General features: G+C 73.2%; 13 protein-coding genes. 8 read left to right on the forward strand and 5 right to left on the reverse strand.

Annotated features, from left to right (window positions below; genetic code table 11):
- Positions 1 to 220: 220 nt before the first annotated feature.
- The 6 genes from cysG to ACFO6Q_RS11090 all read left to right on the forward strand — a co-directional run bounded on the left by cysG (position 221) and on the right by ACFO6Q_RS11090 (position 8,699).
- Complete coding sequence (gene cysG / locus ACFO6Q_RS11065) at positions 221 to 1,648, forward strand: siroheme synthase CysG (RefSeq protein ID WP_380020964.1); 1,428 nt, start codon at positions 221 to 223, stop codon at positions 1,646 to 1,648.
- Positions 1,649 to 1,807: 159 nt separating this feature from the next.
- Entirely contained in the window at positions 1,808 to 2,764 is a 957-nt protein-coding gene (cysK, locus tag ACFO6Q_RS11070) for a cysteine synthase A (protein WP_380020965.1), read from the forward strand.
- Between the two features lie 161 nt (positions 2,765 to 2,925).
- A complete protein-coding gene (locus tag ACFO6Q_RS11075; protein WP_380020966.1) occupies positions 2,926 to 5,175 on the forward strand; it encodes a TonB-dependent receptor in 2,250 nt (749 codons plus the stop codon).
- A 334-nt stretch (positions 5,176 to 5,509) separates the two neighbouring features.
- Positions 5,510 to 6,877, forward strand: coding sequence for a PepSY-associated TM helix domain-containing protein (locus ACFO6Q_RS11080; RefSeq protein ID WP_380020968.1), 1,368 nt, complete (start codon positions 5,510 to 5,512; stop codon positions 6,875 to 6,877).
- Between the two features lie 38 nt (positions 6,878 to 6,915).
- A complete protein-coding gene (locus ACFO6Q_RS11085) occupies positions 6,916 to 8,157 on the forward strand; it encodes an ATP-binding protein (protein WP_380020970.1) in 1,242 nt (413 codons plus the stop codon).
- On the forward strand, positions 8,154 to 8,699 hold the full coding sequence (locus ACFO6Q_RS11090) for a response regulator transcription factor (protein ID WP_380020972.1): 546 nt from the start codon (positions 8,154 to 8,156) through the stop codon (positions 8,697 to 8,699). The genes ACFO6Q_RS11085 and ACFO6Q_RS11090 overlap by 4 nt, the downstream gene beginning before the upstream one ends.
- A gap of 3 nt (positions 8,700 to 8,702) precedes the next feature.
- On the opposite strand, the gene ACFO6Q_RS11095 is transcribed toward ACFO6Q_RS11090, so the two are convergent.
- Positions 8,703 to 10,289: a flavin monoamine oxidase family protein gene (locus tag ACFO6Q_RS11095; protein WP_380020973.1), complete on the reverse strand. Its 1,587-nt coding sequence runs from the start codon at positions 10,287 to 10,289 to the stop codon at positions 8,703 to 8,705.
- 152 nt (positions 10,290 to 10,441) lie between these two features.
- On the reverse strand, positions 10,442 to 12,832 hold the full coding sequence (locus ACFO6Q_RS11100; protein WP_380020975.1) for a winged helix-turn-helix domain-containing protein: 2,391 nt from the start codon (positions 12,830 to 12,832) through the stop codon (positions 10,442 to 10,444).
- A gap of 204 nt (positions 12,833 to 13,036) precedes the next feature.
- Here ACFO6Q_RS11100 and ACFO6Q_RS11105 point away from each other — a divergent pair, with 204 nt between their 5' ends.
- Positions 13,037 to 13,963 (forward strand): hypothetical protein, encoded by a 927-nt coding sequence (locus ACFO6Q_RS11105; RefSeq protein ID WP_380020977.1) that lies wholly within the window; start codon positions 13,037 to 13,039, stop codon positions 13,961 to 13,963.
- A gap of 160 nt (positions 13,964 to 14,123) precedes the next feature.
- Entirely contained in the window at positions 14,124 to 15,692 is a 1,569-nt protein-coding gene (locus ACFO6Q_RS11110) for a choice-of-anchor Q domain-containing protein (protein ID WP_380020979.1), read from the forward strand.
- 18 nt (positions 15,693 to 15,710) lie between these two features.
- Here the strand turns inward: ACFO6Q_RS11110 and ACFO6Q_RS11115 are convergent, their stop codons facing one another.
- From ACFO6Q_RS11115 to ACFO6Q_RS11125, 3 genes are all read right to left on the reverse strand, one after another.
- Positions 15,711 to 18,617: a serine/threonine-protein kinase gene (locus ACFO6Q_RS11115; protein WP_380020981.1), complete on the reverse strand. Its 2,907-nt coding sequence runs from the start codon at positions 18,615 to 18,617 to the stop codon at positions 15,711 to 15,713.
- A gap of 4 nt (positions 18,618 to 18,621) precedes the next feature.
- Entirely contained in the window at positions 18,622 to 19,173 is a 552-nt protein-coding gene (locus ACFO6Q_RS11120) for an ECF-type sigma factor (protein ID WP_380020983.1), read from the reverse strand.
- Between the two features lie 318 nt (positions 19,174 to 19,491).
- Positions 19,492 to 19,917: a hypothetical protein gene (locus ACFO6Q_RS11125; protein WP_380020985.1), complete on the reverse strand. Its 426-nt coding sequence runs from the start codon at positions 19,915 to 19,917 to the stop codon at positions 19,492 to 19,494.
- Positions 19,918 to 19,920 lie beyond the last annotated feature (3 nt).

Here is a 19,920-nt window from a genome sequence, read left to right on the forward strand (position 1 = left end):
CATGAGTGTTTGGACGTCCAGATGTCTATCTGTGCGGCACGGAGCGTCACCGTCGCTCATGCGCTGGCGGAATGTCCTGCTTCCGCCGCCTCATTTGCCCCGTCCGGCGGCGCGGCGGAGCATCGGCGCCGTTACTCCGAGTGTGTGTGTGTTCCAGTTGACCGCCGCATCGATCTCCAACGGCGCGGCGGCTTTTTTTTTCGCTCCCTGCGCATCCGCGATGGCCCTGTATCCGTTGTTCGCCGACCTCCGCTCGCGCGCCGTCCTCGTCGTCGGCGGTGGCGCGGTGGCCGAGCGCAAGGCCGGCCGCCTGCTCGCCGCCGGCGCGCTGGTCACGGTCGGCGCGCCGGAGCTGAGCGCCGGCCTGCGCGAGAAGGCCGCGCGCGGCGTCGTGCGCCATCTGTGCGGGCGGTTCGAGCCGCACTGGCTCGACGGCGCGTGGCTGGTGGTGGCCGCCACCGGCGATGCGGACGTCAATCGCCGCATCGCCGAATGCGCCGAACGCCGGCGCGTGCTGGTCAACGTCGTCGACGACGCCGTGCTGTCGAGCTTCCACGTGCCGGCGGTGGTCGAACGCGCGCCGCTGGTGGTCGCGATCTCCAGCGGCGGCGCCGCTCCCGCGCTCGCCAGCCACGTGCGCGGACGCATCGAGGCCCTGCTCGAACCCTCGCTCGGCGCGCTGGCCACGCTGGCGCAGCGCTGGCGCGGACGGCTGCGCGAACGCCTGCCGGACGCCGCCGCGCGGCGGCGCTTCTTCGAGCGCTGCCTGCTCGGGCCGGTCGCCGACCTGCTGCGGCGCGGACGCGCGGAAGCGGCGGAAGCCGAGCTCGCGCGCGCCCTGGCGGGTCCGGCGGCGGCTCCGCAAGGCTCGGTCGTCCTGGTCGGCGCCGGTCCCGGCGATCCCGGCCTGCTCACGCTCGCCGCGCTGCGCGCGCTCGGCACCGCCGACGTGATCCTGCACGACCGCCTGGTCAGCGCCGAGGTGCTGGCGCTGGCGCGCCGCGACGCCGAGGCGATCGACGTCGGCAAGCGTGTCGGCGGCCACCGCAGCCAGCAGGACGAGATCCACGCGCTGATGCTTTTCCATGCGCGTGCCGGGCGCCGCGTCGTGCGCCTGAAGGCCGGCGATCCGTTCGTGTTCGGCCGCGGCGGCGAGGAACTGGAATTCCTGCGCGCGCACGGCGTCGCCTACGAGGTCGTGCCCGGCATCACTGCGGCGCTGGCCTGCGCCGCCTACGCCGGCGTGCCGCTGACGCACCGCGAGCACGCGCAGTCGGCGCGCCTGGTCACGGCGCACTGCCGCGACTCGCTCGACACCCTCGACTGGCCCGCGCTCGCCGCCGAGCGCCAGACCCTGGCGGTGTACATGGGCGTGGCCGGCCTGGAAACCCTGCGCGCGCGCCTGCTCGAACACGGCCGCGCGCCCGGCACGCCGTTCGCGCTGGTCGAGAACGGCTCGCGGCGCGAGCAGCGCGTCGTCACCGGCACCCTGGCGGAACTGCCCGAACGCGCCCGCGCGCACGCGGTGCAGGCGCCGGCCCTGCTGATCCTCGGCGAGGTGGCCGCGCTGGCGCAATGCCTGCACTGGTTCGGCGCGCCGCCGCTCGGGCGCGCGACCGAGCCGATCCGGGAAGCGCGCGCCGCGTAGGCGTAGGATGGCCGCATCGTCGGCGCTGCATCAGCGCGCCGGCGAGGCGCCTGACCGAACGGCCACCCGACGGTGTTGCTGAAATCTCGCGGTCGCAAGATCGACCCCGGCGAAACCCCGCCCGCCGCGCCCGGCGGAACGCATCAACAGGAGCCCATCATGATCCACGACTCGATCCTCGGCACCGTCGGCCACACGCCCGTCGTGCGGCTGCAGCGCCTGGCACCGGCGCACGTCGACCTCTACGTCAAGGTCGAAGCCTTCAACCCCGGCGGCTCGGTCAAGGACCGGCTCGCGCTGGCGATCGTGCTCGACGCCGAGCAGAAGGGACTGCTCAAACCCGGCGACACCATCGTCGAGGCGACCTCGGGCAACACCGGCGTCGCGCTGGCGATGGTCGCCGCCGCGCGCGGCTACAAGTTCGTCGCGGTGATGACCGAAACCTTCTCGATCGAACGCCGCAAGCTGATGCGCGCGTACGGCGCCAAGGTGATCCTGACGCCGGCCGCCGAGCGCGGCACCGGCATGGTCCGCAAGGCCGAGGAACTGGCCGCCAAGCACGGCTGGTTCCTCGCGCGGCAGTTCCAGAACCCGGCCAATCCGGCCTATCACCGCAACACGACCGCGGCGGAGATCCTGCGCGATTTCGCCGGCCGCCGGCTCGACTACTTCGTGTCCGGCTGGGGCACCGGCGGCACCCTGACCGGCGTCGGCGAGGTGCTGCGCCTGGCGCGGCCGGAGGTGAAGATCGTCGCCACCGAGCCGGCCGGCGCGCCGCTGCTGTCGGGCAAGGAATGGAAGCCGCACAAGATCCAGGGCTGGACGCCGGACTTCCTGCCCGACGTGCTCTCGCGCACGGTCGCGCACGACATCGAGCTGGTCGACGAGGTCGTCGCGCGCGACACCGCGCGCCGGCTCGCCGCCGAGGAAGGCATCTTCGCCGGCATCTCCTCCGGCGCGACCCTCGCCACCGCGCTGAAGGTCGCCGCGGAGGCGCCGCAGGGTTCGGTGCTGCTGGCGATGCTGCCCGACACCGGCGAACGCTACCTCAGCACGTTCCTGTTCGAAGGCGTGAACGAAGGCTCCGACGACGAGTGGCTGGCCTCGCTCGGCTGAGCGGCGACGACGCGGCGGCAACCGCGCGGGCCCCGGCCGGTACCTAGGCTCGGGTCCGGTGCGTCAGTCGGTCACTGTTGCGAGCCGGTCGGCCGATCGAGACTGCGTGGCCCACGCCGTGCGCGTTCGCGCGCGGCGTTTTCCTCTCGACAGGGCCGCCGATGCCGCGTCTTCGTTCCCTCGCCGCCGCGCTGGCGGCGCTGCCCCTGGCCGTCACGGCCGACGAACTGCCGCAGGTCGACCTCGAACGCGTCGTCGTCACCGCCCCGAAGGGTGAGATCGCCGGCGTCGCCGCGGACACGCCCGGCCCCTCGTTCGGCATCGACGCGGCGGCGCTCGACGCGTTCAACGTCGCCAACAGCGAGGACGCGCTCAAGCACGCGCCGAACCTCGCCGTGCGGCGGCGCTTCGTCGGCGACAACAACTCGATCGTGGCGGTGCGCAGCACCAGCTCGCGCCAGTCCGCACGCACCCTGGTCTACGCCGACGGCCTGCTGCTGAGCAACCTGCTCGGCTCGGATTTCGGCTTCGCGCCGCGCTGGTCGGCGATCGCGCCGGCCGAGATCGAACGCGTCGACGTGCTCTACGGGCCCTACTCGGCCGCGCTGCCGGGCAACTCGCTCGGCGCCACCGTGCTGATCGCCACGCGCATGCCGGCGCAGTTCGAGGCCGACGCCGGCGCGCAGTGGCTGCGCCAGTCGTTCGACCTGTTCCGCACGCGCGGCGACTACGACGGCTCGCACCAGAACGCCTACGTCGGCAGCCGCAGCGGCGCATGGTCGTACCTGCTGAGCCTGGACCATCTGGAGAACACCGGCCAGCCACTGAGCTTCTACACCGCCGCGCTGTCGACCGTGCCGGCCGGCGCGGACGACGTCGCGGTCCGCGGCGCCGCGCCCTACGTCGACCAGTTCGGCCGCCGCGGCTACGCCTTCGGCGTCAACGGCGAGGGCGAGACGCGCATCGACAACACGCAGGCCAAGTTCAAGCTCGCCTACGATTTCGCGCCGGACACGCGGCTGGCGCTGACGGTGGTCGACTGGCGCCAGGATTCGAGCAACCGCACCGGCAGCTACCTGCGCGACGCGGACGGCCGCGTCGTCAGCGGCGGCAGCATCGCCATCGACGGCCAGCGCTACGTGCTGCCGGCGAACGCGTTCGCGCCCGGCGATGGCGAGGCAACCAGACGGCTGTACGGCCTTTCCTTCTCCTCGCGCCGCGACGATGGCTGGAGCGTGGAGGCGACCGCGTCGCTGTTCGACGTCGTGCGCGACGTCTCGGCCACCTCGGCGGGCGCCGGCGAAGGCGCGGGCCAGGTTGGCTACGGCGACGGCAGCGGCTGGCGCACGTTCGACCTGCGCACCGACCGCCGCTTCGACGCGCACGCGCTCTCCTTCGGCTATCACTACGACCGCTACGTGCTCGACAGCCGCACCTTCGACGCCGCCGACTGGCGCGGGCGCAGCCTGACCGCGTTCGACAACGCCTTCGCCGGCAAGACGCAGACGCAGGCGCTGTTCGCGCAGGACGCCTGGCGCTTCGCGCCGCAGTGGAAGCTGGTCGCCGGCCTGCGCTACGAGCGCTGGCGCGCCTTCGACGGCCGGCGCGCGCAGGACGCCGTGCGGATCGGCTACGCCACCCGCTCCGACGCGTACTGGTCGCCCAAGCTCGCGCTCGAACGCGAGTTCGCCGACGGCTGGAGCGCGCGCCTGTCGCTCGGCCGCGCGCTGCGCCTGCCGACCGTCAGCGAGCTGTTCCAGGGCCGCATCACCGGCGGCGCGCTGATCAACAATGATCCGGACCTGAAACCCGAGCGCGCGTTCTCCAAGGACCTGACCGTCGAGCGCGCGCTGGCGTCGGGCACGCTGCGCCTGTCGCTGTACGAGGACGACGTGCGCGACGCGCTGTTCAGCCAGACCGACACGACCGTCTTCCCGACCGTGACCAACATCCAGAACGTCGACCGCGTGCGCACACGCGGACAGGAGGTCGCATGGGACTGGCGCGACGCCGCGCGCGGATTCGATCTGGGCCTCAGCGCCGCGCACAACGACGCGCGCACCGTGGCCAATGCGAAGAATCCGGCCAGCGTCGGCAAGCGCTTCTACCGCATTCCCGAATGGCGCGCCGACGTGGTCGGCACCTGGCACTTCGACGACGCCGCCGCGCTGACCCTGGCCGCGCGCTACTCCGGCCGCCAGTACAACACGCTGGACAACTCCGACGTGCACCCGGACACGTTCGGCGGTACCAGCTCGTACCTCGTCGTCGACGCCAAGCTGAAGCTGCGCCTGGGTGCGAACGCCGAACTGGGTTTGGGCATCGACAACGCAACCGACCGCCGCTACTACGTGTACCACCCCTATCCGGGCCGCACGTTCTACGCCGAGGGCAAGGTGTCGTACCGATGAAGGCGCCGGACGGGGGAAATCGGGCGTGACGCCCCACGCCGAAAGCCCTCACCCGGCGCTGATGCGCCGACCTCTCCCGCGAGCGGGAGAGGTGAGTTCGCCGACCGACGGGATGCGCCAATACAAAATCGAGGACGTTCCGAATTCGCATGGCACCTGGATCCGGCAGATTGGGAGCCGGCATTGCCTTCTCCCGGCAACGGGAGAAGGTGGCCCGGAGGGCCGGATGAGGGGAATCGCAGCCGCACGCCTCACTCCGAAAATCCCTCGCCCGCGCCTGCGGCGCGACCTCTCCCGCAAGCGGGAGAGGTGAGGTCGCCAACGAAACCTGCTCATGAACCCGAAGCGCTCCGCATCCAAGCCCGGCCTCGACTACCGCACCGTCTGGCGCTGGCACTTCTACGCCGGCCTGTTCTGCATTCCGTTCGTGCTGTGGCTGGCGGCGACCGGTTCGATCTACCTGTTCAAGCCGCAGATCGAAACCTGGCTCGACCGTCCCTACGAGCATCTGGCCGTCGACGGCGCGCGCGCGGCGCCGCAGGCGATCGTCGCCGCCGCGCTGGCGGCGGTGCCGGGTTCGGCGCTGAACGCCTACGAGCTGCCGTCCTCGCCCGATTCCGCCGTGCGCGTGTTGGTCGGCAGCGGCGAGCGGCTGGTGCGCGTCTACGTGCATCCGCACACGCGGGCGATCCTGAAGACGATCGACGAGGACCAGCGTCCGATGCGCTGGATCTTCCGCCTGCACGGCGAACTGATGCTCGGCGACCGCGGCTCGATGATCGTCGAGCTGGCCGCGTCGTGGGCGATCGTGATGCTGCTCAGCGGATTGTGGCTGTGGTGGCCGCGCGACGGTGCCGGCGCGGCCGGCGTGCTGTATCCGCGCCTGTCCGCCGGCGGCCGCCGCTTCTGGCGCGACCTGCACGCGGTGACCGGCACGTGGGTGTCGCTGTTCGCGCTGTTCCTGATGTTCTCCGGCCTGCCGTGGGCCAAATCCTGGGGCGGCCTGCTGAAGGAAGCGCGCAGCCTCGGCAGCAGCGTCGCCGTGCGCCAGGACTGGAACACCGGCCGCGCCGGCGAACTGGCCGAGCGGCGCGCGGCGAACGCGGCGCCCGACGGCGGCCACGCCGGGCATCGCGCGCACACCGACACCTCGGCGCCGCGCGACTACGCTGCGCTCGATCGCTTGGTGCCGGTGGTGGCGGCGCAGCGGCTCGCCGCGCCGGTGCTGATCGCGCCGCCGTCGCGCGCGGAGGCGAACTGGAGCGCGCGTTCCGAAGCGCAGAACCGCCCGCTGCGCGCGAACCTGCGGCTCGACGGCGCGAGCGGCGCGATCGTGCAGCGCACCGATTTCGGCCAGCGGCCGCTGCTCGACCGCATCGTCGGCGTCGGCGTCGCCGCGCACGAGGGCCAGCTGTTCGGCTGGCCGAACCAGATGCTCGGCGCGTTCACCGCGCTCGGCCTGATCGCGGTCTCGCTGAGCGCGGTGGCGATGTGGTGGAAGCGCCGCCGCAGCGGTGTGCTCGGCGCGCCGCCGGCGCTGGCGGAGCGGCGGCTGTCGTGGCCGTTCCTCGGTCTGGTCGCGGTCCTCGCCGTGCTGCTGCCGCTGTTCGGCGCCTCGCTGCTGCTGGTGCTTGCGCTGGAACGCTGGGCGCTGCGCCGGTCGGCGCGGCTGGCGCAGTTCCTCGGGCTGCGCACCGCGTGACGGCGCCGTCCGCGGCGCGCGGAGTACGATCCCCCGCCATGAACGATTCGCTGCCCGGCCTGCTGCGCAATCTCGTCGTGCTGCGCTGGCTCGCGGTCGGCGGGCAGGCCGTCACCATCGCCCTGGTCGTGCACGGGCTGGGCATTCCGCTGCGCGCCGCGCCACTGTGGCTCGGCGTCGGCGTGCTGGCCGCGTTCAACCTGTGGGCGAGCTGGCGCGTGCGCCGCGTCGCGCGCGTCGGCGCGCCCGAGGCGGTGGCGCACGCCGCGGTCGACATCCTCGTGCTGGCCTGGCTGATCGGCTGGAGCGGCGGCGCGATGAATCCGTTCGCGCCGCTGTTCCTGCTGCCGATCGCCCTGCTCGCGGTGGCGCTGCCGCCACCGTGGGTGGTGCTGACGGCAGCGCTGTGCTGCCTGGGCTACGCCGCCTCGGCGCTGTTCGGCGCGCCGCTGCCGCACGTGCACGGCGCGATCGGCGATCCGTTCAACCTGCACCTGGCCGGCATGGCGGTGATGTTCGCCATCTCGGTGGCGGTAGTGGCGTTCTTCCTGACCCGGCTGGCGCAGGCGCTGCGCTCGCGCGAACGCGAGCTGGCGCGGCTGCGCGAGCAGTTCGCCCGCAACGAGGGCATCGTGGCGCTGGCCACGCACGCGGCCGCGGTCGCGCACGAACTGAACACGCCGCTGGCCACGCTCACGCTGATGCTCGAGGACCGCCTGGACCAGACGCCGCGCGAGACCGACCGCGGCGAACTGCAGACGATGGCGGCGCTGGTCGACGCCTGCCGCGACCGCGTGCGCGAACTCGCCGCGCCGGCCGAAAGCGCCGTGACGCTCGACGAACGCCCTCTCGCGGCGGCGCTGGAGGACGTCGTCGAACGCTGGCAGCTGCTGCGGCCGGCGATCGAACTCGAACGCGACGGCGACCTCGCCGATGCGGCCGGCGCGCGGCTCGCGCCCGGCGTCGGGCATCTGCTGACCGCGCTGCTCAACAACGCCGCCGACGCCAGCGAGGCGGCCGGCGAGCGGCGCGTGACGCTGCATCTGGCCGGCGACGGCGGCGCGCTGGTCGGCTCGGTGCGCGACTACGGCGACGGCGTCTCCGCACGCGCCGCGCCCGGCGCGCTGTTCCGCAGCACCAAGCCGGACGGCCTCGGCGTCGGGCTGGCGCTGTCGCACGCGACGGTTGAGCGCCTCGGCGGCGAGCTGTCGCTGCAGGCGGCGCCGGGCCGCGGCACGCGCGTGTCGTTCCGCCTGCCGCTGCCGGGGACCTCCGCGTGAACGGCCTGCTGGTCGACGACGACGTGCTGTACGCGCAGACCCTGCAGCGTTCGCTCGAACGCCGCGGCGTGGGCCTGCGCATCGCGCACGACGGTGCGTCGGCGCTGGCGCTGGCGCGCGAACGGCGTCCGGATTTCGTGCTGCTCGACCTCAAGCTCGGCCGCGAGTCGGGCCTGGCCCTGATCGAACCGCTGCGCGCACTCGACGCCTCGACGCGCATCGTGCTGATGACCGGCTACGCCAGCGTCGCCACCGCGGTCGACGCGATCAAGCGCGGCGCCGACGACTACCTGGCCAAGCCGGTCACCGCCGATTCGCTGCTGCGCCTGCTGCGCGGCGCCGCGCCCGAGACTCAGGCGGAGCCGACGATGACGCCGCTGGCGCGGCTGGAATGGGAGCACATCCAGCAGGCGCTGCAGGAGACCGGCGGCAACATCGCCGCCGCCGCACGCCTGCTCGGCATGCACCGGCGCTCGCTGCAGCGCAAGCTCGGCAAGCGGCCCGGTCCGGAACGGCGCGCGCCGGACACGCTCGGCGACTGAGGCTCACGCGGCGGCGGCGGCCGTGCTGCCGAGAATTGCCTGCGCCGCCGCCTCGCCGCTCTCCACGCCGCCTTCCATGAAGCCCTGGTTGTCGAACGCGCAATGCTCGCCGGCGAAATGCAGCTCGCCGACGCGTTCGCCGATCGCGCCGCGCAGGCTCGTCCACTGGCCCGGCAGGAAGCAGGCGTAGCTGCCCAGCGTCCACGGGAAGCTCGGCCAGTGGAAGCGCGCCTCGCGCGCGCCGCCTCGCGCGGCGGCGATGCCGGGGAAGATCGCCTCGAGCTGGCCGGCGGCGAGATCTGCCTGCTGCTTCGGCGTGCCGCGACCGATCTCCACGCCGTGGCGCCCGCCGGTGAAATTGGTCAGCAGGCCGGCGGCGCCGGGCTGGCGGCGGCTGGTTTCCCAGGTGGTCTGCAGCGGCAGGTCGCTGTAGCTGCTGCCGCCGCTGGAATGGCGCGTGCGCCAGATGCGCTCGTCGAAGCCGATCATCAGCTTGGCGTTGCTGCCGTAGCCGAGTTCGTCGATCGCCCGGCGCTTGGCCGGTGGCAGCTCCACGTCCAGCCGCACGCGGCGCAGGGTGGTGAACGGCAGCGCCAGCACGACGCGGCGCGCGCGCGCCTGGAAAGCGCCGGCGCCGCGCCGGAAACTCAGCGTGTAGGCGCCGTCGGCGGAGCGGCGCAGCGCCTCCAGCGCGGCGCCGGTGACGATCGCGTCGTCGAGCTTCGCGCCGAGCGCCTGCACGATGCGGTCGTTGCCGCCGCGCAGGTGGAAGCGCTCGTCGCTGTCGCCGAACACGCGGAAGCGTTCGGTTCCCGGATCGATGAAGGTGAGGAAGTTCAGCGCCGACTGCTGCTCGCAGTCCAGGCCCATCTCGGTCGTGAACGCGACCTCGATCAGCGTGCGCAGCCAGCCGGAGGCGCCGTTGCGGTCGAGCCACTGCGTCATCGACAGCCGATCGAGGGCTTCGGCGCCGCCGGGCGCGGCGTAGGTGATTTCCGCCTCGGGCAGGCTCCCGGCATCGCGCCGGATCGCCGCCGCCAGCGGCGCGAATTCGCGCAGGATTTCCGCTTCGCCGTAGCGGCGTCCGCCGCAGAACCAGACGTCGCCCCAGGCGGCGGTGGGGTCGTCGGCGAGATCGTCGAACTCCAGGCCCAATTCCGCCGCCAGCGCACGCATGCGCGCGTGGCCGCTGTCGACCAGTTCGCCGCCGAGTTCGCAGACCTGGCCGTCGGCGAAATGACCGCGCAGGCTCCAGATGCGCCCGCCGACGCGTTCCTGCGCCTCGTACAGCCGCACGCCGACGCCGGCCTGGCGCAGCCGGTGCGCGCAGCTCAGCCCGGCGATGCCGGCGCCGACCACCACCACGTCGTCATCGCGATCGCCGGAACGCCGCGGCGGCGGCGCGCAGGCGGCGAGCAGCAGGCCGGCGGAAACGCCGGCGCCCTGGCGCAGGAAACGCCGCCGCGCGCGATCGACGCGGTCCTCGCGCTCGCGCGCGAGCGCCTCGTCCAGCGGCTCGCCGGACACCCTCGCCTGTTCGGCCAGCCGCGCCGCCCGCCGCAGCAGGTCGGCCAATGCCGTTCGCGCCATCGTCGTTCTCCCCGTTCTTGGATCATCGGATAGAACGAGATTCGGTGTCGATTCGAGACAGCGTGCCGTCGAAAGCCGCCGGCGGAGAAGCGCCGCGGCGCAACGGCACACGCTGCCGCCGGACGCCGGCGAAGCGCCCGCTCGAGGACGGATCAGCCGGCCGGATGCGGCGGCGGCACGCGCTCGCCGGCGAGCCGGGCCGCCGCCTCGCGCGCCTGCTGCGCCGAGCGCGCATCGCCGAGCCGCTCGTACAGGGCCGCCATCGCCTGCGCGGCGCCGTGATCGCGATCGACGTAGAGCGCCAGGCGCGCGCCGACCTGGGTGGCGTCGGCGAGGCGCTCGCGCTCGAGCAGGAATCCGACGTAGGCCGAGGCGACGGCGACGATCCGGTCCGGATAGGTGCTGCGCAGGGCCGACTGCAGCGCGGCGGTGAAGCGCGCGTCCGCGGTGGCGTCGTCGGCCGCCGCGGCGGCGATGCGCGCCTGCAGCAGGTCGGCGACGAAGCCGCGGTCCGGGTCCTGCGCCGCGGCGCCGGCGGCCTGCAGACGCGAGAGCACGCGGCGGGCGAGGTCGAGGTCGCCGCCGCGCAGCGCAGCGTCGCCCAGGACCGCGGCCGCTTCGGACAGGCTCGCGTCGCTGGTCGGATCCGGCGGCGCGGCGGCGCGGTCGAGCACGGCCTCGGCACCGGCGGTCGCCTCCGCGTAACGGCCGCGCTCGGCCAGCAGCACGCGCTGCTGCACGGCGAACTCCGGCGCCGCATCCGGCGAGGCGGCGTCGAACCGGTCGAGCACGCGCGCGGCCTCGTCGAGGCGGCCGGCGGCGAGCAGGACGAGCACCCGCGAATAGCCGATCGCGCGCACCGCGCGTGCGCTCTCCACACGCGTGGCCAGGCGCCAGGCCTCGGCACTGCTGGCGAGCGCGCCGTCGAGATCGAGCATGGTGCGCTGCGCGTCGGATTTCGCCGCCAGCGCCGAGGCCAGGTGGTCGTTCACGCCCAGGCGCTGCAGCACGCCGATGGCGCGGTCGAACAGGGCCACGGCGTCGGCCAGCCGCCCGCCGCGGGCCAGCGCCAGACCTTCGTCGACGTCGACGCTGGCCTCGCCCGGCAGGTTGCCGGCGCGGCGCCACTCGATGCGCGCCAGGCCGAACGCGGCCAGCGCCTCGTCGGTGCGGCCGAGCTGGTCGTCGATCACGCCGCGCAACATGTGCGCGCGGCCGAGCAGCATCGGGTCGGCGTCGCCGCCGAGCGCCGCCAGCGCGTCGCCGCAGCGCGCCTGCGCCGTCGTCAGATCGTTCTTGCGATAAGCCACGGCGCACAGTCCGTACTGCGCACGGCCGCGCACGACGGCCGATGCATCGGTGTCGCCGGCGATGCGCGCGAAGCCGCGCTCGGCCTGGTCGGTGCGGCCGGCGCGTTCGTCGATCTCGGCCGCGCGCACCGCGATCTGCGCGTCGCGCTGCAGCTCGGGCGGTGCCGCCTCGATCAGTTCCGCGGCGGTGCGCAGGTCGCTTTCCAGGAAGGCGGCGTCGATGCGCTGCTGCAGTTCGACCAGGGTCGGCCGCTGCGGCGGCGCGGCCTCGCCGTCGATGCCGATGCCGGCGAGGAAGCCGGCGAGCGCGCGATCGGCCGCCTGCAGCGGCGTGGCGGCGACGCCGCTGTACCGCGTGGTGCGTTCGGCATCCTGTACGTCGAGCTCGAACGTCCAGCCGTCCGGCAGGTGCCGCGCGGTGGCGGCGAACACGCGCTCGGCGCCGCTCTCGGCGGCGATGCGCTGGCGCTCGGCCGGAGCGGTCGCGGAGGCGTCGCCGCGCGTGGCGAGGAACGCGATGGTGCGGTCGCTCGGCAGTACGGCCAGGCGGCCGCGCTCGCGCAGGCGCGAAGCGAGGTAGTCCATCGCGCCGAGACGGATCCAGTGCGACTGCGGATCGGGATCGGCGACCTCGACCGGCAGCACGAGATTGGCCGTCGCCGCTGCCGCCGCCGTGGACGGCGGCTCGCGCCGCGGCGCGAATTCGACCGCCGCAACGGCGAGCGCCGCGACCAGCACGACGGCCAGCGCCGCGCGCACGAGCCGGCGGCGCCACGGCGCGACCGGTGCCGGGCGCACGGGAGCGTCCATCGGTTCCGTCGCGAGTGCGGCCGGCTCATCCTCGCCGGCCGGCATCGTGTCGGCCGGCGCGACGTCCTGCGTGCGCGGCGCAACGGCAACCGGCGGCGCCGCGTCGATCACCTCGACCGGCGCCACCCAGCGGTAGCCGAAGCGCGGCACGGTGCGGATGACGCGCTGCTCGCCGCCGGAGTCGTCGACGGCGCGGCGCGCCCGCGCCAGCGTCTGGCCGAGCAGGGCGTCGCTGACGTCGACGCGGCCCCACACCGCGCTGATGAGTTCGTCGCGGCCGACCGCGCGGTCGCGGCGTTCGAGCAGATAGACCAGGCAGTCGAACGACTTCAGCGGCAGCGCGACGGCGGAGCCGTCGTGGCGCAGTTCGCGTGACAGTGCGTCGAGTTCGAAGCGGTCGAAACGGTAGTACTGCGAGGCCATGGTCCGGCATTGCGGCGGGATCCGCCGTCGGCGGGCGGGCCGGTCGACCGGCTGCCCTGCCCGACTCTACCCAATCGCCGCCCGGGGCGTAAGTCCGCCGGCGGAGTCCCCGCTCCGCCCTGGCCCCTGGCGCCGCGGCGTCGCGTGATGTCGGGCAGGAGCCGCTGCGCTCCGCCGCGAACCCACCTTGCCGAGGCCTCGATCATGAACCCATCGTGCTTCTTCATTCCGCTGCTCTGCGGCGTGCTTGCCGGCTGCGCCCAGGCCGCCTCCAGCCCCAAGGCCCTGGCCCAGGCCATGCAATCGGCGCTGGACCGCGGCGATTTCGCGGCCGCACGCGCGCTGGCGGACCTCGACGCGGCGCCGGCCGAACTGCATTTCTTCTATTTCGACCAGGTGCGCGAGTGCGCGGACGAAAGCCGCTGCACGGTCGCCGTCGCGCCGCTCGACGCCGAATTCCGGCAGCAGCTCGCCGAACAGGCGGCGCAGGAGAAAGCCGAACTCCCGCCGATCGAAGGCCTCGTCACGATCGCCGCGAAGGCGAAGGACGGCTCCTCGTCGGGAACGATGAAGATGCCCTACGCGCGGATCGGCAAGGACTGCCGCATCGTCGCGCTGCGCCTGTCGCCGGCGGAAATCGCGCGGCGCCGCGCGATCACCGGCGAGCAGATGCTGCGCGAAATGTTCGCCGCCGGCGTCTACGACACGGCGCTGGGCACGCGCCGCACCGACTGGGAAACCGCGGCGACGCGGCTGCCGGCGGACGGCGGCGAGGCCGGCGCCGCGCTGGTCGCGCAGACGCGCGCGATGGCCGCGGCGGCCGACGCGCGCGATCCCGATGCCGCCGTGCGCTCCGGCGGGCGCATCGCCGCCCTGGTGTATGCGGACAAGGACTACGACGGCAAGCCGGTTTCGCTCGAGGCGCGCAAGCGCAAGCTGCAGGTGCAGTCGCTGCGCCTGCTGCGCGAGGTGAAGATCGGCGGCGGCTACCGCCTCGGCGACGACGCCGCGCTGGTGGTCGAAGCCCGCGACGGCATCGGCTGGATCGAGCGCGGCGCGGTCCTGATGTCGCGCGAGGGCGGCGAATGGGTCGTGAGCGGACGGCAGCTCACCACGTTTCCGGCGGACTGACGCCATGCGCCGGTTCGACGCAATCGTCGCGAACGCGGCCCGCAGCGCGATTTCCGCCGCGGCCTGCGAAACGGCAAATCGCGGCGCCGTGGCCCCGCGCGGCGGCGTCCTGCGTGGACCGAAGCAGGACCCGGCCTCCCGCCGGAATCACGGAACCTGCATGAAACCGAGCATCGTACTGGCCGCGCTCGCGCTGGCCGCCTGCAGCGCCGGCGCGCAGGCCGAAACCTTCGTCGTGACGCGCCTGGACGATCCCCTGCCCGATGCCTGCGCACCGGGCGACTGCTCGCTGCGCGAGGCGATGGACGCGGCCGGCGCCAACGACCCGTTCGCCGGCACCGACGAAATCGTGCTGGCGGCGGGCACCTACACGCCGATCCGCGGGGCGCTCGCGCAGGTGCGCCAGAAGCTGCACGTGCGCGGCGCCGGCTCGACCGCGACGCGCATCGCGATCGCGGAAGACGACGTGTCGCTGTTCGTCGCGGGGTCCGGCGCCGAGCTGACCCTCACCGGCCTCGGCCTCTCCTCGACGTCCGCCACGGTGCTGGCGCAGTCGGGCGCCTGGGCCGGGCTGGACGACGTGGTGGTGGAGAGCGGCACCGTCACCGACGGCGGCGAGTCCGCGATGGAAATCCGCCGCAGCGAGCTGCGCCGCACGCTCTACGCGTACGGCGCCCTGCTGGTCGAGGACAGCTCGATCTTCAATCTCTACGCGATGCCGGCGCAGGTCGGCGCGCCCGACGTGACCGTGCGCCGCAGCGTCGTCGACGGCACGCTGTATCCGGACCCGCCGCTGTCGTCCACGGTCACGCTGCACGAGGGCACGTTCGCGATGGAGAATTCGACCATCACGCAGAGCCGGCTGTATCTCATCGGGCCGGCCGCCGCCAGCGTGCGCGACTCGACGATCACGCGCAGCAGCGTGGCGATCGACGATGCCGCGGCGTCGCTGCGCTTGGACGGCGTGCGCTACCTCGACAACGGCGGGCCGGTCCGCACGGAAGTGGCCGCCACGGTCACGATCGTCGACAGCGAGTTCCGCGACAACGCCACGCGCGCGATATACGCGGCCGGCGGCGCCGACTGGAACGTCAGCGGATCCAGCTTCGTCGACAACCGCGTCGACGGCAACGCGGGCGGCGCGATCGTGCTGGAGGACGACACCGAGCTGCGCATCTCCAACAGCACGTTCTCCGGCAACACCTTCGCGGCCTCGGCCGCCGCCGACGGCGCACGCGGCGCGGCGATCGGTTATCGCAACGGCGCCGGCGCGCACCTGATCGTGCGCCAAGCGACCTTCGTCGCTCCGGCCGCGCCTCCTTCCGGCATCGTCGGCACGCTGATCGGCGGACACGGCCGCAGCGTCGCGGTCGACCTTTCCAACAACATCCTGCTCGGCTCGTGCGGCATGGACTCGGGCGTGCTGGCGAACAACAGCGGAAACCTCGAAGGCCCCGGCGATACCTGCGATCTGGACACGCAGGAGCAGCAGAACCGCGTCGGCGTGTCGGCGGCCGCCCTCGGGCTGGGCGAACTCGGCGACCACGGCGGCCTGACCCCGACCTACCTGCCGGCCGACGGCAGTCTCGCGATCGACCGTGCCCCGGCGCCGCAATGCCTGGCGACGGACCAGCGCGGCTACGACCGGCCGCACGGCGCGGGATGCGACGTCGGCGCGGTCGAGGCCGGTGCCGGCGACGCGATCTTCGCCAACGGCTTCGAGCCCTGACGCGCGGCCGCGCCCGGCTCAGGCCGGCCGCACGCCGAGGCGCCGCGCCAGTTCGCGCGCGCGGCGCAGCGTGTTCTCCGGTTGCGGTTTTTTTGCCAGGCGCGGCATCGCCTTGCCGACGTCCGCGCGAGCCGCGGCGACGTCGCCCTCGTCCAGGCGCAGCGCGGCCCGGGCCAGATACAGCTCGCCGAGCGGCGCCGCGTCTCCCGCTGCGTCCGGCCGTTCGAGCACGGCGCGCGCGTCCTCGAGCAGCGTCGCCGCCTCCGCGCGCTGCGCGGCGTCGCGCATCGCGACGAGACTGTCCGCCAGGGCGATGCGCGCGACGGCGATCTCGGGGTGGCCGGCGGCGTAGATCTTCGACGTCAGCGCCAGCACGATCCGCCGCTGTGCGGCCGCTTCGGCGTAGCGCGCCTGCGCGTGGCGCAGCTCGCCGAGCACGCTCGCTGCGTAGCCGCCGAGGTATTCGTCCTGCGGCAGGCGCGCGAGCACGCCCTGCGCCTCCAGGCACGCCGCTTCGGCTTCGGCGAGGCGTCCGGCGCGCACCAGCGCACCGGCGCGCTTGAGCGTAGAGGTGGCGACGTACGCGCTTTCCCCGGTGGCGGCGCGAAACGTCGCGACGGCCTGCGCATAACGCTGCACGGCCGCGTCGGCGCGGCCGCGGGCGAGCAGCAGGTCGGCCTGGAACTGCAACGCCTGCGCGTACGGTCCGGAGGCCTGCCCCGCGGCGAGGATCGCAATCGCCTCGTCGATGGCTTTCTCGGCCGCGTCCAGGTCGCCGCGACGGCGCTGCAGATCGGCCACCCGGGTCAGCATGCTGGCGAGGGTGGCGTGGCCGGCCGGCAGCTGCGCGCGCACCACGCGCAGCGCCGCCGCGTATTCGGCCAGCGCCTCGTCCTCGCGGTCGAGCACGCGCAGCACGTCGGCGATCGAGGCGTGCAGCATCGCCGTGCGCACGTGTTCCTCGCCGCTCGCACCGACCGTGATGCGCAAGGCTTCGCGGTACGTGCGCAGCGCGTCCTCGTAGCGCGGAATCTCCTGCTGCACCTTGCCCAGGGTGAGCAGGTGCGGCACGAGCCGCACGGAATCGCCGCCCCAGGCCGCGCGCGCGACCTCGAGCGCGTGCCGTGCGAGCCGCTCGGCCTCGGCGTGGTTCGCCTTCACCAGTTCGATCAGGGCCAGCTTCGATTCGGCCGGCAGGATCGACGGCGTCTGGCCCTCGCCCGCCGCGCGCAGCCGCGCGAGCGCGTCGCGGAACATCGGCTCGGCCGCCTGCATGTCGCCGCCGGCACTCACCGCGTCGGCGTACGAGGCCAGCGCCTTCGCGGCAGCGACGCTGTCCGCGCCCGACGCGCGGCGCTGCAGATTCCACGCCCGCTCGAGGGTCTGTGCGGCGTTCTCGCGATCGTCGAGACCGATCTGGATCTCGCCCAGATCGCGCAGCAGTTCGGCCTGCAGGTCCGGATCGGAGGCCAGCGTGGCATCCGTCTGGACGACGCCTTCGCGGACCAGGTCGGTTGCCGAACGCGCGCGCGCCTTCGCGCGGCTGATCGGATCCTGCTCGCGGAACAGCGCGAGGATGAAGTCCTTCACGCGCTCGGTGCGCGCGAGCTGGCGCTGCGCCAGCACGCGCTCGGCGTCCGCGCGCTGCGCCTGCTGGCGCGCGACGCCGGCCTGCCACAGTGCGACGCCGAAGCCGCCGAGCAGGGCGCAGGCGACGAGCGCCGATGCGGCGACGCCGGCGCGATGGCGGCGCACGAACTTGCCCAGGCGATACGCCGCCGAATCCGCGCGCGCCTCGATCGGCCGGCCGTCGAGCCAGCGGCGCAGGTCGGCGGCGAACGCGGCCGCCGTCGCGTAGCGCCGCGCCGGTTCGCGCTGCAGCGCTGTGGCGATGATCAGGTCGAGGTCGCCGGACACGCTGCGCACGAGGCTGCGGCGGTCGAGCGCGGCGCCGTAGAGCCCGGCGACGCGATCCGGCGGCAGGCCGCTCGCGATTGTGCTGGCGCGCAGGGTGATCTCCTTCGTCGCGTCCTCGGCCAGCTGCGCGGCGCGGCGCCGCTGCGGCAGCTCGCCGACCAGCAGCTCGCACAGCACGAGGCCGAGCGCGTACACGTCGGTCGCGGTGCCCACCGGTTCGCCGAGAATCTGCTCGGGCGCCGCGTAAGCGGGGGACAGCACGCGCCACGCGGTGCCGGTCAGCGTCTGCTCGCCGCCTTCCTCGATCAGCTTGGCGATGCCGAAGTCGAGCACGCGCGGCTGCCCGTCGCGGTCGACCAGCACGTTGGAGGGCTTGAGGTCGCGATGCACGATCAGGTTGGCGTGCGCGTAGGCGACCGCGTCGGCAGCGACGGCGAGCAGCGCGACGCGCGTGCGCACGTCGGCCTGCCGCTGCGCGGCGTACTGCGTGATCGTGGTGCCGTCGACGTACTCCATGACGTAGTACGGGCGACGGCTCGCGCTCATCCCGCCGTCCAGCAGGCGCACGACGTGCGGATGCGACAACCGCGCGAGGATGCGCCGCTCCTGCAGGAAGCGGCGCACGATGGCGTGGCTGTCCATGCCGGGCCTGAGCAGCTTGACCGCGACGTGCTGCTCGTAGGCGCCGTCGATGCGCTCGGCCAGCCAGACCACGCCCATGCCGCCCTCGCCGAGCCGGCGCAGCAGGCGATAGGGTCCGGCCACGGCGCCGACGGAGGCATCGCCGCCGGCGAGCTCGGCGAATGCCGGCATCGCCTGCATCGCACCGCCCTCGAGCAGTGCGTGATCGGCTTCGTCGGCGGCGAGCAGGGCTTCCACTTCGCGCGCCAGCGCGGGATCTTCCCGCGCGATCTGCGCCAGTCGCGCCGCGCGCTGCGCGGGCGCCAGTTCGACCAGCTCGTCGAACGACGCGGCGATCTCGGCCCAGCGCTCGGCGGGGACGGACATGGGTCTACGCCGCTTCGATTTCGCGCTGCAGGAAGGCGCGCGCGCGGCGCCAGTCGCGCTTGAGGGAACGTTCGGAACGGTCGAGCACGCCGGCGATTTCCCCAAGCTCCAGGCCGGCGTAGAAGCGCATCTCCACCAGCGAGGCGAGCAGCGGGTCGACCGCGGCGAGCCGGGTCAGCGCCTCGTCGAGCTGCAGGACTTCTTCGCCGCGGCCGTCGGCCGCCGCCTGCAGCGCGGTCGTCTCGATCGACGCGAACTGCACGTCGCCGCCGCGTCGCTGCGCCGACCGCGCGCGCGCATGGTCGACCACGATCTGGCGCATCGCGCGTGCGCAGAGCGCGAAGAAGTGCGCGCGGTCGTTGACTTCGAGGGCGCCGTGGCGGGCGAACTTGAGGTAGGCCTCGTGCACGAGCGAGGTCGCGCGCATCTCGCCCTCGCCACGCAGCTGCACGGCGGCGACGCGGTGCAGCTCGTCGTAGAGCGCGGCGAACAGCCGCTCGGATGCCGCCCGGTCGCCGGTGCGCGCCTTGCCGATCAGTTCGGTGATGTCAGCCATGCGTCCCCCGCCCTGGCTACGCTGCCATACAACGCGGGGGACGGCAAATCGCCTGCGGTGCGGCGGAGCGGGCAGAGCGAGAGAGAGACCGGAGCTTTTCGCTGGAATGCCGACTCTTGAGCAAGACGCATGCCTGAATTGCGTCGACATTGGCGAACCAAGTGTGGGTTTACCGGCTCATGCCAGATGGGTGACATCCCTCCCAGCCACCCGCGGTCTACAGACGATCGTTGCAGAGCCCTTACTGATCTTCATCGGCAACTTAGACGATGAATGACGCTGTATCGCTGCAATTTCTTTCACCGGGAACTTCGGATATCAGCCGTTGAGAACCGCCATGGAGTCCCGGACATGTCGCGCCTGCTGTCGCGTGGTGTCTTGAGCGCCCGCCACGCATAGGAGCACACTTCGAGTTGTTGACGCGTTCAAAGTCAACACGTGTCGGATATGCCCCTTCCGCATCCGCCCCCGGAATACATCGATGTCATAGTCTTCCTGGCTGCGGAGATCGACCCACGTGAGCCTTTGAAGCTCGCCGCCGGGCACACCCAGACCATAGCCGGGGTAAGGCGCGCCATGGTGGCATTCCGGTGGACGCAACTCTGCATATCGACTGGTCAGCAGTCGGAAAACCACGTCATCGCCCGCCGGGACAGCCAGCACGATGAGATATTTGCCGAGCGACTCGCCTGTATCCGGGGCGGCATAGAAGGCGTCATGGTGATAGATGCCACCGACCTGCATACG

Source organism: Dokdonella ginsengisoli (genome assembly GCF_042652785.1).
GTDB classification, from domain to species: Bacteria; Pseudomonadota; Gammaproteobacteria; order Xanthomonadales; family Rhodanobacteraceae; genus Dokdonella_A; species Dokdonella_A ginsengisoli.

What these genes read in the sequence shown, in the direction of transcription:
- ACFO6Q_RS11085 (WP_380020970.1), top strand. Translation starts at nt 6,916, where the DNA reads ATGAACGATTCGCTGCCCGGCCTGCTGCGCAATCTCGTCGTGCTGCGC.
- ACFO6Q_RS11075 (WP_380020966.1), top strand. Translation starts at nt 2,926, where the DNA reads ATGCCGCGTCTTCGTTCCCTCGCCGCCGCGCTGGCGGCGCTGCCCCTG.
- ACFO6Q_RS11110 (WP_380020979.1), top strand. Translation starts at nt 14,124, where the DNA reads ATGAAACCGAGCATCGTACTGGCCGCGCTCGCGCTGGCCGCCTGCAGC.
- ACFO6Q_RS11120 (WP_380020983.1), bottom strand. Translation starts at nt 19,173, where the DNA reads ATGGCTGACATCACCGAACTGATCGGCAAGGCGCGCACCGGCGACCGG.
- ACFO6Q_RS11100 (WP_380020975.1), bottom strand. Translation starts at nt 12,832, where the DNA reads ATGGCCTCGCAGTACTACCGTTTCGACCGCTTCGAACTCGACGCACTG.
- ACFO6Q_RS11125 (WP_380020985.1), bottom strand. Translation starts at nt 19,917, where the DNA reads ATGCAGGTCGGTGGCATCTATCACCATGACGCCTTCTATGCCGCCCCG.
- ACFO6Q_RS11080 (WP_380020968.1), top strand. Translation starts at nt 5,510, where the DNA reads ATGAACCCGAAGCGCTCCGCATCCAAGCCCGGCCTCGACTACCGCACC.
- ACFO6Q_RS11115 (WP_380020981.1), bottom strand. Translation starts at nt 18,617, where the DNA reads ATGTCCGTCCCCGCCGAGCGCTGGGCCGAGATCGCCGCGTCGTTCGAC.
- cysK (WP_380020965.1), top strand. Translation starts at nt 1,808, where the DNA reads ATGATCCACGACTCGATCCTCGGCACCGTCGGCCACACGCCCGTCGTG.
- ACFO6Q_RS11095 (WP_380020973.1), bottom strand. Translation starts at nt 10,289, where the DNA reads ATGGCGCGAACGGCATTGGCCGACCTGCTGCGGCGGGCGGCGCGGCTG.
- cysG (WP_380020964.1), top strand. Translation starts at nt 221, where the DNA reads ATGGCCCTGTATCCGTTGTTCGCCGACCTCCGCTCGCGCGCCGTCCTC.
- ACFO6Q_RS11105 (WP_380020977.1), top strand. Translation starts at nt 13,037, where the DNA reads ATGAACCCATCGTGCTTCTTCATTCCGCTGCTCTGCGGCGTGCTTGCC.